Genomic DNA, 12598 nt, shown 5'->3' with positions numbered 1-12598 from the left:
ACTATTGCCTGAGGGCAGGCAGGCCGACGCCGGTACTCTCAAAGCCGCCATCAGAGGCAATCACTTGGCCGGTGACATAGCTCGCCTCTTCTGAGCACAGGAAGGCGATGACTGAGGCGATTTCCGCTTCTGAGCCATAGCGGTTGAGCGGAATGGCGTCGTGATAAGCATCGATGATTTCCTGAGAATGCACCGCCATCGCCAGTTTGGTCCGCACCGGTCCCGGGCAGACACAATTGGCGCGGATGCCATATTCGCCGAGTTCTGCAGCCTGCTGTTTGGTCAGATGAATGACGGCCGCTTTCGACGTGCCATAGGCAACTCTAAGCGTTGATGCTCTGAGGCCTGAAATCGAGCCGATGTTGACGATCGCGCCCTTGGTTTTTTTAAGATGCGGTACCGCGGCCTGAGACACTATGAATACCCCGTCCAGATTGGTCGCCATCACTGTGCGCCACAGGCTCAAATCGGCGTCTTCGATCGGCCCGAAATTCGCCACCCCCGCATTGTTGACCACCGCATCCAGCCGGCCGAAGTGTTCGATGATTTTGGTCATCATTTCATCGACTTGGGTCTCGATCGAGACGTCATAGATGTAGGCCGACCCGGCGTTGATTCCGGCAGCGGCTTTTGTCAGCTCCGCGCCGTCCCGGTCGACCATCGCAACCTTCCAGCCTTTTTCAATGAGCAGCTTGGTGGTCGCCAAACCAATCCCGCGCGCCGCGCCGGTCACTAGAGCAATTTTTTCGGTCATATTTTTGGAACTTGGGTTTTGAAAGCGGGCTGTTGGGGTGGACGTGAACGCTAGCGGTCGGGACGGGCAAGGTCAATTCACTCGGGTGAAACTTGCTGGATCAGGGAAAAAAGTAATCACTTCAATGAGTAAACGCCTGGCTCTGACTGCGATTCGGACCGGCGAGATAAAAATAGGAAAAAATTCCTTGACACCGTAACGGTGATGTGGCATGGTTTTGTCATGATCCGATAGTTGCGGATCGGGAAAGGCTTCCGGCGATGGCGCGGAGGCCTTTTTTGTTGCCCTCTGGTGAGGAGCTTGCCGATGAGATCCCGTGTTGCACCTGAGTTTAGACCGTTGAGCAGAGGGCTTGTTGGCTGCTTTGCCAGGACCGCAGTATCGCATGCGGCGGCGGGGGCGTGGATAAGGTTTTTGACAATTTGATCGCGGCTGACTGGCAAGTGGTTGCCCGGCGAATGACCGTTGGGTCTTAAGAGGCCGGGAGCTCAGCGCATGGAGATACAGACCCGGATGGTGCCCTTGTTATCCCAAAGCGCGATGTTCTTGTCGTTGATCCGGAACGCGTAGGTGCCGGCGGGGTCGCGGGCGTTGACCGCCAAGGCGGCGAACTCGGCGAAGGGAACGATCCGGCCAGCTTGATCGCGCACCAGCATCTCGCCAAAGGCATAGGATTGATCAAACTTATAGCCATAAAGCGGGCCAAGCGCCTTGGCGTCCTTGCCGGAGTATCCGCGCGGGCCGACGGGTTTGTAGAGCCCGTTGATTACGGACCATTTGCCGGAATATCCGACTTTCCGGATTTTGCCGTTGGGCAGGCTGAGCGTCTGCCAGCCTTTTTGCGAATTGACCGCTGCACAGTGATCAGCCGCCCAGGCACCCTGAACCGTGAAAAGAAGGGCAGTCAGCACAAGCAGGGGAATGCGGAAGGTCAGCATGATGAATTCCGATGAATGACGCACCGGAAGAATGGCGGAGCTGAGGCCGGACCGTCAAGAGAAATGGGGTGGTTCTTATCTGCCGCGTCTCTCCGTCATTGGGGGACTTGATCCGGCAATCCAATTCGTAACCTTGCATCAAGCACCGCCCATCGTGAGGCACGGGAACGGCATGGATCCCACGGTCAAGCCATGGGATGACGTCGTTGGGAGTATCGAGGTGTCAGAACACATTTCGTCGTCTCGGAAGCTGGAAATCAGAGATCCGAGGCTTCCTCGCTTGAAGAGCATAAAGTGAAATTGGCCGACGCTTCGGAAGGTGGAACAGCGCGTGGAACCCCGGTCGGGCCGGGGAGGACAGCAGGAGCGGTTTTGACCGCCCTGGCTCATTCTTCAGTCTGGAGGTCCCATTGACGGCAGAACGCGAGCATCTATCGGTCAAGCAGCGGTTGTCCGGGCAGGGGTTGGTGGACACGCTCAAGCGGGAAAGGGCGCTGGTGCGCAAAGAGAAAAAGCGACGGGAACCAGCGCCACCCGCCGAACCGCCGTCTGCCGATCCGTTACCAGCTGCTAGTCCGCCAAACGAGGCGCTGCATGAGGCGCGGAGCCCGCGCGATATGGCCATTAGGCTCTACCGGGCCTTCGCCGGGCAGATGGACCAGCTTGAGGCCCACCTGAAGGATCTCTTTGCTGAGGCAGGCCGGGAGGGGGCGGCCGGTCTCCAGGAGATCGACAAGACCGTCAAAACGCTCGCAAGCCTTGCCAAAACGCTTGGAGCCTTGATGGATTTGAAATCGGACACCGAACCGGACGGGGAGGGCAAAAACCTTGACGACCGGGAGGAGCTGCGCGCGGCGCTTGCGCAGCGTCTTGAGCGCTTGTGCGAACGATCAAAAGGTTGAAGCAGTCCTATCTGCACTGTCGGATGAAGAACTGAAATTTCTGGCGTTCGACTGGCCGGTGTTTGCCCATACCCATCAGCTGCCACCCCAAACCAACTGGTCGCTGTGGCTTTTGATGGGCGGGCGCGGCGCTGGCAAAACCCGGGCCGGTGCGGAATGGATCCGGGCGCGGGCGCTCGGCCATGGCTGGTGCGAACCGGGATTTGCCGGACGGATCGCCTTGATCGGCGAAACCTTTGCCGATGTGCGCGAGGTGATGGTGGAAGGCGTGTCCGGGCTTTTGGCGGTGCATCCGAAGGACGAGCGGCCGCAGTGGACCCCGACCCGGCGGCGGCTTGAATGGCCGAACGGCGCGGTGGCGCAGGCCTTCTCCGCCGAAGATCCGGAGGCTTTGAGGGGGCCGCAATTCGACATCGCCTGGTGTGATGAACTCGCGAAATGGACCTATGCCGAGGAGACGTTCGACATGTTGCAGTTCGGCCTGAGGCTGGGCCAGAAACCCCGCCAATTGGTAACGACGACACCGAAACCGGTGCCGCTCCTCAAACGCCTGATGAAACAGGCAGGCACCGCGATCACCCATGCGCCGACCAAGGCAAATGCCTTGTTTCTGGCGCCGGGGTTTCTGGAGACGGTGGTCGGCCGCTATGGCGGCACACGCCTTGGCCGCCAGGAGCTTGATGGCGAATTGATTGAGGACCGGCCCGATGCGTTGTGGTCGCGGGAGGGTCTGGAAGCGGTTCGGGTGGACGCAGCGCCGGACAGCTTGACCCGGATCGTCATCGCGATTGATCCACCGGTGACGGCACACAAGACCTCTGATGCCTGCGGTATTGTCGCCGCCGGGCTGGGAGAAGATGGCAAGGCCTATGTTCTGGCCGATCGCAGCCGCCGTCCCGCCAAACCGTCCGACTGGGCGGAGGCGGCGATTGGCCTGTGGCATGGACTGAAGGCCGATTGCCTGATCGCTGAGGTCAATCAGGGCGGTGACATGGTGTCAGAAGTTATCGCCAGTGCCGATCCGTCTGTTCCTGTCAAACAGGTGCGGGCAACACGTGGCAAATTCTCAAGGGCCGAGCCGATCGCCATGCTTTATGACCAGGGCAAGGTGTTTCATGCCGGTGCCTTTCCCGAACTCGAAGATGAGATGGCCGACTTCGGCCCTGGCGGGCTGTCCTCCCGCCGCTCCCCTGATAGGCTCGACGCGCTTGTTTGGGCGGTCTCGGAGCTGATGCTAGGTCCGAAGGCACAGCCGAAAGTGCGGGGGCTGTGAGGTTCTTTTTGAATCACTTTGCCAAGAAATTGAATCCGTTTCTGAAAGTCTTGAAGGAGCGCTTTAACGGGCGCTGAAAGGGCCGATAAAACATGCGCTTAAGACAATCAATTGAATCAATTTTCCGGACAGCTCCCGTTGCGGCACTGGAACAAAAGGCATCGCGCACCGGGCCGCTTCTGGCGATCCAGGGCACGTCCCAACCGGTCTGGAGCCCACGCGACTATGCAGCCCTTGCGCGCGAAGGCTTTGCCAAAAACCCGGTGGTCCACCGGGCGGTCCGGCTGCTTTCGGAAACGGCAGCCGCCGTGCCGCTGCTGCTGTTCGAAGACGATGAAGAACTGACCAGGCACCCGCTGCTGTTGCTGCTGGCCCGGCCCAATGCCCATGAGACCGGGGCGGATTTTCTGGAAGCGCTTTATGGTTATCTCCTGGTTTCCGGCAACGCTTATCTGGAACAAGTCCCGGTCGATGGCGTGCCCAGAGAGCTTTATGCGCTTCGGCCCGACCGGGTGAAGGTGGTGCCGGGCACCGAAGGCTGGCCAGAGGCCTTTGAGTACACCGTGAGCGGGCGCACGGTGCGCCTTCCAGCAGACGGCGATGGCGGCGTTTCTGCCGTGCGGCATCTCAAACTGTTCCACCCTCTAAACGATCACTATGGCTTTGCCCCGGTGGAAGCTGCGCAGATGGCGCTCGACATTCACAACGCGGCGGCCAGCTGGAACAAGGCGCTTTTGGACAATGCGGCCCGCCCATCCGGTGCGCTGATCTATGGGGCGGGAGATGCGCTCAACCTGACGAGCGATCAGTTCGATCGCCTAAAGGCGGAATTGGAAGACGGCTATCAGGGCGCGCGCAACGCCGGGCGACCGCTGCTCCTGGAAGGCGGGCTCGATTGGAAACCGATGGGCCTGACACCCAAGGACATGGATTTCATCGAAGCGAAGAACCAGGCTGCCCGGGAGATTGCGCTGGCCTTTGGCGTGCCGCCGATGTTGCTCGGCATTCCGGGTGACAACACCTATGCCAATTATCAGGAAGCCGGGCGGGCGCTGTGGCGTGGCGCCGTTCTGCCGTTGGTGCGGCGGACGGCATCCCACCTTGCGGTCTGGTTGGGGCCAGCCTTTGGCAGTGACCTTCGGTTGGAACCGGATCTGGATGCCATTGAGGCGCTGTCGTCCGAACGCGAAGCCTTATGGCGCCGGGTTGGGGAAGCTGGCTTCCTCTCAGAGGATGAAAAACGCATCGCCGTCGGATATAGCGCGCGGGACCCAGACGGAGGGGAAGCCGGAAATGCTTGACGACCTTGTGGCCAGCGTCCTCACCCGCGGGGATTTGGCGCATTTGGCTCTGTTTCTATGGGCCGTGACCGCAACGCTGATCGGTCTCGTACTGGTGCGCGAACTGAGCCTCTCCAATCGGCGCTTTTCTGACTTCGTCAGCGAAGTCGCCCGGCTGAACCGCTATCTGGCCGAGTTGAGCAGTCTTTAGATCCAAGACTGCCGAAAACACTGACATTTGAGAAGGAGGGCCGAATGAGCCTTCAACGCAGGTCCATAGGGAGCGTGCGGACGGGTAACTGCGTGCACCGTTTACGCGCAAGGGATGTTTCGCAGCGGTCAATTACCGGGCGGCAAAACCCCAGAATGGAAAACCGCAGAACGGCACACGTGCCAGTGTTCCGCGATTTTTCAGGCCGTCTTTATCAGCTCGCCGTTTCTGTCCAGGCAGATGGTTCAAGCCGAGCCAAGGAAGGAAAATCGTGACCGCCGTACGGTCATCACCGGTGCGGATTGCGGGTTATGCCAGCGTTTTTGGCAAACCGGATGGCGCGGGCGACACAGTTGTTTCTGGCGCATTCCGCAGATCCCTGGCGCTCCGTCCGCCCGCGCGCATTGCTTTGTTGTGGCAGCACGATCCCACCCGCCCCATCGGTCGCTGGACAAAACTCCTGGAAACCCGCCACGGGCTCTGGGCAGAAGGTGAATTGGCCAACGGTGTCAAGGCGGCGCAAGAGGCTGCCAGTCTGATTGCCTCTGGTGCCTTGAGCGGGCTGTCCATCGGCTTCAAAGCGCGCAAGGCCCGCTACCTGGGGCGGGGCTCAGGATGGGGCACTGCGCGCGGTACGGGCCGGATCCTTCAGGACATCGATCTTTGGGAAATTTCATTGGTGACCTTTCCGCAAGCCGATGAGGCGCGCGTGCGTCTTTTATCCCCATCGCCACCCGCACCGGCCCATTGGCCACAATCAGTTCAAACCAGATCTACGGAGTATGCATGATGTCCGGACCTGCTGAGTTGAAAGCACAAGCGCAGTCCTTTGAAATCAAGGCGGATGTGCCAGGTAGCCTGCCACCGGCAACACCGATACCACCCGCGATGCCGGATGGTGTTGACGGCGGCGAGGTTGCGCGCACGTTTGATGAATTCTTCCGCACGTTCGAGAGCTACCGCGCGGTGAATGACGCGCGGCTTGCCGACATCGAAAGCCGGGGCAGCGCGGATGTGATCTCGCTGGAAAAGCTTAACCGGCTGGATGCGGCACTTGATGCCACCCAGCGGCGGCTTGATGATCTCACATTAAAAAGCCGACGTCCGCAGATCAGAGCCCGTGAGCCGCGTCAGCTCACCTCTGCGGCATTGGAGCATAAAGCTGCATTTGAAGCCTACGTCCGCTCCGGACAGGAGCAGATCCTGCGCCCCTTGGAAACAAAAGCCCTGTCGGCCGGATCTGACCCGGACGGTGGGTATTTGGTTCCAGAAGAAACCGAAGCTGGGATCATGCGGCGCTTGTCCCAGGTTTCGCCGATCCGGGCGATTGCCGGAAACCGCCAAGTGTCGTCATCGACTTATAAAAAACCCTTTGCCGTCTCCGGTCCGCAATCCGGCTGGGTTGGGGAAACCGATGCCCGGCCTCAGACCACCAGCCCGCAATTGGCTGAACTGACTTTCCCGGCGATGGAGCTTTACGCCATGCCGGCCGCGACATCTTCGCTGCTGGATGATGCGGCAGTCGATATGGACCAGTGGATTGCCGAGGAAGTGGAAACCGCCTTTGCCGAACAGGAGGGCTCGGCTTTCATCAACGGGGATGGCACCAACAAGCCGGTCGGATTTTTGCAGGTGCCGCGTGTAGCCGAGGCAAGCTGGGCATGGGGATCCCTTGGAACGGTGTCGACGGGCGCAGCGGGGGCCTTTCCTGCCTCCAACCCGGCAGACACGCTGATTGACCTGATTTATTCGGCCAAAAGCGGCTACCGGCAAAACGGCCGGTTTGTCATGAACCGCAAGACTCAGAGCGAAATCCGTAAACTCAAAGATGGTGACGGCAATTATCTCTGGCAGCCACCAGCCGGGACTGAGGGCGCAGCAACCTTGCTCAATTTCCCGATTACCGAAGCTGAAGACATGCCGGACATAGCGGCGGATGCCCCGGCCATTGCCTTTGGTGATTTCCGGCGCGGATATCTGGTGGTTGACCGCATGGGCGTGCGCCTTTTGCGGGATCCTTATTCGGCCAAACCCTACGTCTTATTCTACACCACCAAGCGTGTCGGCGGTGGTGTTCAGGACTTCGATGCGATCAAATTGTTGATGTTCTCTGCATGATTGTCTCACGCTGGGCTCACAAAATGGTGCCTTGTAAGTCTTAACTCGCAGACCCACATGTTCTTATGAACGATGAGGGTCGTTCCTCCCCAGACTGGCGCCGCGCTCAATCTTGAGTATGCGGCGCCTTCTTTTTTGGGAGCCTCCCATGACATCGATCCGTTTGACGGACCCGGCCACCGAGCCGGTGACCGTGGAAGAAATGCGCGCCCATTTGCGGCTGAACGGCTCGGACGAAGACAGCAGTCTTGCCGGGTTCTTGAAAGCGGCGCGCAGCCACATTGAGCAATCCACCCGCCGTGCACTGATCTCGCAAACGTGGCGGCTCTACCTGGATGGCTGGCCGGTCGGCCGGATTGTCCGCCTGCCGGTGTCCCCGGTGCTGTCGGTTGACCAAATTACGGTCTACGACACGGACGGCAATGCGACCCAGCTGGCAACGGACGATTGGCAACTCGACCGGTCCGCACAGCCGGAACGGGTGAAGGTTAAGCTCGGTGCCGGACTGCCGGCGAACCAGTTGATGGCCGCAGAAATCGACTTTACGGCGGGATATGGCGCCACCGCCACAGATATCCCGGAAGAATTCCGTCAGGCCGTTCGCCTGCTTGCCGGACATTGGTTCGAACACCGGGAAGCGGGAAGCGATCTGGCGGTTGCCAGCTTGCCTCAAGGGCTCGACCGGCTTTTGTCGACAGCCCGGGTGCCGCTCCTATGAGGGCGGGCGATTACCGGCTGCCCATCGTCTTGCAAAGGCCCGTGGAGGTGCGCGCGACGTCCGGCGAAGTCACGCTCACGTTTGAGACCGCCGGGACTGGCTTTGCAGCTCTTCGGCTCAAAAGTCAGGCCGAGCGGTTTGACGGTGAGCGCCTATTGTCTCGGAAACTTTGGGAAATCCGGCTGCGGCCCTTTTCCAGCCTGACCGGTGGCTGGCGGATCGTGTCCGGCGTTCGGGTGTTCCGCGTGCTTTCCGTTGCTGACCCAGATGGCCGCGTCCGCGGGCTTGTGTGTGATGCCGAGGAGGAGAGCACATGAGCCTTGCCGATGTACAAACGGCGGTCCGGGCTGGGTTCTTCAGCCTTTTGGCAGCCGACGGAGTGCTTCAAAACCTTTTGGGCAGTGACCGGATTTTTGAAACCCCGCCACGGGCGGAAGCCTTTCCTTATTTGGTTTTAGAAGCACTGGAGACCCGTCCGCTGCTGGCCGAAATCGGCGAAGGGGCTGTGCATGCTCTAAGCTTGAGCGTTTTTTCCCGTGAGCGCAGCCGAGATGAGGCCGCGTCAGCCGCGGGCCGTGCCGCAGAGGTTCTGATGAACGGGCCAATCGCGCTCGCCGGTCATCGACTGGTCAACCTAACCATGACCACGATTTCAAGTCGCCGGCTGCGCGATGGCCGTGGCTATAGAGCGACCAGTTCCCTGCGCGCGGTCACCGAACCGCTGACCTGATTTGTGCTGGCTTCCTGGCGGTCGTCGTTCCTGCCTGGGTGCTCGAATGAGGGCCTTTGGGATGCAGATCCCGGCTAGAGGCCGGGGCTGCCTGGCAAAGTTCGCAAAGCCCGGCACCGGCAATTTGAGAGCCGCGGAGCGCAGGGGACGGCAAGCTGGAACCTGAATTTGAAATAATAGGAGGCAGCCGAAATGGGTGCACAGCGCGGACGCGATCTATTGTTGAAATTGGATCAGGAACCGAATGGGTCCTTTGTCACAGTTGCAGGTTTGCGGGCGCGCCAGATTGCCCTCAACGCCACTAGCGTCGACATCACTACGTCCGAAAGCGCTGGGCGTTGGCGGGAATTGCTGGAAGGTGCCGGAACCCGGGCAGCAAGCCTGTCCGGATCCGGTCTCTTCCGCGATGGCGCCAGCGATGCCGCCGTGCGCCAATTGTTCTTCGACGGCGCCATTCGCCCCTGGCAGGTGGTCATTCCCGATTTCGGGACCCTGGAAGGCCTGTTTCAGATCACAGCCTTGGAATATGCCGGGCGCCACGACAGCGAGGTGACTTTTGAGATCGCCCTGTCGTCGGCCGGGGAGCTGAGCTTCACGGCCGAGTGAACGATAGCATTGTGGGAGGACTAGCAATGGTGAACCGGTTGAGGGGGGAGATTTCGGCCGCATTGGATGGCCGCAAATGGACCCTGGTGCTGACATTGGGCGCATTGGCGGAATTGGAAGAGGCGTTTTCCTGTAAGAGCCTCACTGACCTGCTCTCCCGGTTTTCCGCTGAAACCTTGTCGGCGAAGGACATCATCACCCTTTTGGGGGCGGGGTTGCGGGGCGCGGGCAATGATGTCTCTGATGATCAGGTCGCCATGATGCAAACGGCGGGTGGAGCGGCCGGATTTGCCGCAATTGCTGCGGATTTGCTGCGTGCGACCTTCGGCGATCAGGACGTGTCAGATGAGAGCGAAGAGGGCGCCGGCTGCTGATGTTTCCCTGGGCACTTCTTTTTCAGCTGGCAGCTCAGAAACTCTTGTGGCCTCCCAAAGCATTCTGGAGCGCAACGCCCAAGGAATTGGACCTGGCGCTCGGCCTGTGCGGCCGGATATCGCTTTTGGACCGGAGTGATTTGACAACCATGATGAAACAGCACCCGGATGATATCGAGACAGCCGGACAGGCTGGGGAGTAGGATATGACCGACCGGTCTTTAGAGTTCGATATTCCCTTGCAGGAGATCGCAGACTTCCGGCTTCAGATGGAAGACATAGACCGGAGCGCGCAGAACATTTCCCGCAGCCTGGTCAGCGGGCTCAGATCTGCCTTGGTCGATGGAAAGTCGCTTGAAAGCGTTTTTAAAAAGATCGCTCTGTCGGCCTCGTCCCGGCTTTTGTATTCGGCGTTGCAGCCGTTGGAAAAAGCCGCCGGGAACCTTTTTGACACCATATTGCCGTTTGCCAAGGGTGGGGTCGTCACGGCGCCAACGATTTTCGGTCTGGGAAATGGGGTTTCCGGTCTCATGGGAGAAGCCGGAGCAGAAGCGATCTTGCCGCTCGCGCGCGGCGCCGATGGGCGCCTGGGGGTGAGGTCCGCGGGACGCGGGCAGCCCCCCATGCCAGCTGTGCAAATCACAGTGAATACACAGGACGCGGAGAGCTTCCGGAGATCTGAAGCACAGGTCTCGGCGATGGTGGCCCGCGCCGTCGGACGGGGACGACGCGGGCTCTAACACCGGCCTGAAAAGGAGGGGCTCAGGACGCGGTGTTTGCCGCAGCCGCAATCATGGCGGCGATTTGATCCTTCAAGTGAAGACGTTTCTTCTTCAGATCTTCCAGAACTTCATCGGAAGCTGGCGCGACGTCGGTTTCAATGCGGTGCACTTCGCGGTTGACCGTGTGGTATTCGTCAGCAAGGCGGCTGAAGTGCGCATCGCTGGTTTTCAGGGTGTGAAGCACTTCCGTAGCTTCCGGGAATTCTTCATGCAGTTCGTGAGGAACGTGACTCATTCTTATTTGCCTCCTTTAGAGGCTCACAAAGTGCCGCCCCGCGATTTTAAACTCCTTGAGCAAGATCAATCTCGGTCTGATTTGCGCCGGAGAATTCAATGGAAGCCTTCTTGAACGAGAATTTTCCCGGTGCGATCGCCTTTGGCGTGTTGGGAGGGCCTGAGCGGCGGACGGAAATTGTCCAGCTGGCCACCGGTTATGAGACCCGCAATGCGCGCTGGGCCGGCAGCCGGCGGCGGTATGATGCGGCAACCGGGATCAGATCGCTGGACGATCTGAAAGCGGTCGTCGCGCTTTTTGAAAAGGCGCGTGGCCGTTTATATGGCTTCCGTTTACGGGATCCCTTTGATCACAGCACGGCCCCGGGAACTGTGGCGCCCGGCGCATTCGACCAATCGCTGGGAACCGGCGACGGATCTGCAGTCCGGTTTCCTCTCTCCAAGACATATGGATCGGGCGTTCTGGCCTATTCCCGCGACATCCGCTTGCCGGTTACAGGAACCGTCCGGGTGGCGCTTGATGGCATTGAGCAGTCAGAAGGGACCGATTTTCAGGTGGAGGAAGCCACTGGTGACATCGTCTTTAACCTGGCGCCTGCCACTGACAGCGTCTTGACCGGGGGTTTCCTTTTCGATGTGCCGGTCCGGTTCGACACCGACCGATTGGACCTCAGTCTGACCCACTTTGAAGCCGGCGATATTCCGTCCATTCCGTTGATCGAAATCCGGCTATAGGCCGGACTGTCTGCTGAGCTCTTTATCTAGAGAACCCACATGAAAGTTCTACCTGAAAGCCTGGCTGCGCATGTCGCTGGCCGGATTACCACGCTTGCCTCCTGCTGGATCATAGTGCGTCAGGATACCGTCAAACTCGGCTTTACCGATCACGACCGGCCGCTCACAGTCTCAGGCGTTATATGTGAACCACAAAACGGTTTGACCGCATCGGCGATCACCGATGGCCCGGATCTGGCAACCGGTGGCGGTGACGTTTCTGGCACATTGGCGAGCTCGTCCCTTTCAGAGATTGATCTGGAGGCTGGGCTTTGGGACAACGCCGAAGTTCAAGTTTATCTGGTCAACTGGCAATTTCCCGCAGACCATCTCTTGTTGCGGCGCGCCCGGATCGGCGAAGTCAGCCGGGCAGGGCATGTGTTCCGCTCAGAACTGCGCGGACTTTCTCATCTTTTGGAAGCCCGGCAGGGTCGGGTGTTTGCCCGGGGCTGCGATGCAGATCTTGGCGACAGCCGCTGTAAAGTCAATTTGGAGACTGCCGCCTATCAGGGCACAGGAACCGTGCTGACAGCTGCCCGCGAATGGTTTCGCGTCAGCGGCTTGGAAAGTTTTTCAGAGGGCTGGTTCAGCCGGGGCCGCATCGCGGTTCTAAGTGGACCATTGGCAGGGTTTGCCTCGGAAGTTGCCAATCACCGGCAGGAAGATGGTGCATCGGTGCTGTCCCTGTTTCAGCCAGCACCAACGTCTTTGGAACCCGGCACACAGGTTCAAGTCCGGGCCGGCTGCGCGAAAGACTTGGAAACGTGTCGAGCCAAGTTTGCCAATCATCTGAATTACCAAGGTTTTCCGCACATGCCGGGCAGTGACTTTGCCTTGTCTTATCCGGGCAGCAACACAGGGGAAAATGATGGCAGTGCCCTTGTTCCCTAGACCAAGCAGCGTT

18 protein-coding genes are annotated in these 12598 nt (G+C 59.7%); 15 read left to right on the top strand and 3 right to left on the bottom strand.

Annotated elements, in window-relative coordinates; all coding sequences use genetic code 11:
* Nucleotide 1: 1 nt before the first annotated feature.
* Both FJ695_RS22635 and FJ695_RS22630 read right to left on the bottom strand, forming a co-directional pair.
* A complete protein-coding gene (locus FJ695_RS22635) occupies nt 2-754 on the bottom strand; it encodes an SDR family NAD(P)-dependent oxidoreductase (protein ID WP_141187548.1) in 753 nt (250 codons plus the stop codon).
* Between the two features lie 488 nt (nt 755-1242).
* A complete protein-coding gene (locus FJ695_RS22630) occupies nt 1243-1692 on the bottom strand; it encodes a hypothetical protein (protein WP_141187547.1) in 450 nt (149 codons plus the stop codon).
* 410 nt (nt 1693-2102) lie between these two features.
* Here FJ695_RS22630 and FJ695_RS22625 point away from each other — a divergent pair, with 410 nt between their 5' ends.
* The 13 genes from FJ695_RS22625 to FJ695_RS22565 all read left to right on the top strand — a co-directional run bounded on the left by FJ695_RS22625 (nt 2103) and on the right by FJ695_RS22565 (nt 10644).
* Nucleotides 2103-2594: a hypothetical protein gene (locus FJ695_RS22625; RefSeq protein WP_141187546.1), complete on the top strand. Its 492-nt coding sequence runs from the start codon at nt 2103-2105 to the stop codon at nt 2592-2594.
* Nucleotides 2551-3867 carry a DNA-packaging protein gene (locus FJ695_RS22620; protein ID WP_141187545.1) on the top strand — a complete coding sequence of 439 codons (1317 nt, stop codon included), beginning with the start codon at nt 2551-2553 and terminating at the stop codon, nt 3865-3867. The genes FJ695_RS22625 and FJ695_RS22620 overlap by 44 nt, the downstream gene beginning before the upstream one ends.
* Before the next feature lie 92 nt (nt 3868-3959).
* Nucleotides 3960-5168: a phage portal protein gene (locus tag FJ695_RS22615; protein ID WP_141187544.1), complete on the top strand. Its 1209-nt coding sequence runs from the start codon at nt 3960-3962 to the stop codon at nt 5166-5168.
* Nucleotides 5161-5358 carry a hypothetical protein gene (locus FJ695_RS22610; RefSeq protein WP_141187543.1) on the top strand — a complete coding sequence of 66 codons (198 nt, stop codon included), beginning with the start codon at nt 5161-5163 and terminating at the stop codon, nt 5356-5358. The genes FJ695_RS22615 and FJ695_RS22610 overlap by 8 nt, the downstream gene beginning before the upstream one ends.
* A 271-nt stretch (nt 5359-5629) precedes the next feature.
* Entirely contained in the window at nt 5630-6148 is a 519-nt protein-coding gene (locus FJ695_RS22605) for an HK97 family phage prohead protease (RefSeq protein WP_141187542.1), read from the top strand.
* 98 nt (nt 6149-6246) lie between these two features.
* Nucleotides 6247-7476, top strand: a complete 1230-nt coding sequence (locus FJ695_RS22600; protein WP_141188887.1) for a phage major capsid protein — start codon at nt 6247-6249, stop codon at nt 7474-7476.
* 148 nt (nt 7477-7624) lie between these two features.
* Nucleotides 7625-8194 carry a head-tail connector protein gene (locus tag FJ695_RS22595; protein ID WP_141187541.1) on the top strand — a complete coding sequence of 190 codons (570 nt, stop codon included), beginning with the start codon at nt 7625-7627 and terminating at the stop codon, nt 8192-8194.
* On the top strand, nt 8191-8511 hold the full coding sequence (locus tag FJ695_RS22590) for a head-tail adaptor protein (RefSeq protein ID WP_141187540.1): 321 nt from the start codon (nt 8191-8193) through the stop codon (nt 8509-8511). The genes FJ695_RS22595 and FJ695_RS22590 overlap by 4 nt, the downstream gene beginning before the upstream one ends.
* Nucleotides 8508-8924, top strand: coding sequence for a DUF3168 domain-containing protein (locus FJ695_RS22585; protein ID WP_141187539.1), 417 nt, complete (start codon nt 8508-8510; stop codon nt 8922-8924). Before FJ695_RS22590 ends, FJ695_RS22585 begins: the two co-directional genes overlap by 4 nt.
* 192 nt (nt 8925-9116) lie before the next feature.
* Nucleotides 9117-9530 carry a phage major tail protein, TP901-1 family gene (locus FJ695_RS22580; protein WP_141187538.1) on the top strand — a complete coding sequence of 138 codons (414 nt, stop codon included), beginning with the start codon at nt 9117-9119 and terminating at the stop codon, nt 9528-9530.
* 26 nt (nt 9531-9556) lie between these two features.
* A complete protein-coding gene (locus FJ695_RS22575) occupies nt 9557-9904 on the top strand; it encodes a gene transfer agent family protein (RefSeq protein ID WP_141187537.1) in 348 nt (115 codons plus the stop codon).
* Nucleotides 9904-10107 carry a phage tail assembly chaperone gene (locus FJ695_RS22570; protein ID WP_141187536.1) on the top strand — a complete coding sequence of 68 codons (204 nt, stop codon included), beginning with the start codon at nt 9904-9906 and terminating at the stop codon, nt 10105-10107. Before FJ695_RS22575 ends, FJ695_RS22570 begins: the two co-directional genes overlap by 1 nt.
* Before the next feature lie 3 nt (nt 10108-10110).
* Entirely contained in the window at nt 10111-10644 is a 534-nt protein-coding gene (locus FJ695_RS22565; RefSeq protein ID WP_371708799.1) for a phage tail tape measure protein, read from the top strand.
* Between the two features lie 22 nt (nt 10645-10666).
* Here the strand turns inward: FJ695_RS22565 and FJ695_RS22560 are convergent, their stop codons facing one another.
* Entirely contained in the window at nt 10667-10921 is a 255-nt protein-coding gene (locus FJ695_RS22560; RefSeq protein ID WP_141187535.1) for a YdcH family protein, read from the bottom strand.
* 98 nt (nt 10922-11019) lie between these two features.
* Here FJ695_RS22560 and FJ695_RS22555 point away from each other — a divergent pair, with 98 nt between their 5' ends.
* Together FJ695_RS22555 and FJ695_RS22550 are read left to right on the top strand one after the other, a co-directional pair.
* Nucleotides 11020-11655 carry a DUF2460 domain-containing protein gene (locus FJ695_RS22555; RefSeq protein ID WP_141187534.1) on the top strand — a complete coding sequence of 212 codons (636 nt, stop codon included), beginning with the start codon at nt 11020-11022 and terminating at the stop codon, nt 11653-11655.
* Nucleotides 11656-11694: 39 nt separating this feature from the next.
* Nucleotides 11695-12585, top strand: coding sequence for a DUF2163 domain-containing protein (locus FJ695_RS22550; RefSeq protein WP_141187533.1), 891 nt, complete (start codon nt 11695-11697; stop codon nt 12583-12585).
* Nucleotides 12586-12598: the final 13 nt, after the last annotated feature.

The organism is Labrenzia sp. PHM005, from assembly GCF_006517275.1.
Lineage (GTDB): Bacteria > Pseudomonadota > Alphaproteobacteria > Rhizobiales > Stappiaceae > Roseibium.
The sequence above is the reverse complement of the archived record's forward strand: the minus strand, read 5'-3'. Positions and strand labels throughout refer to the sequence as shown.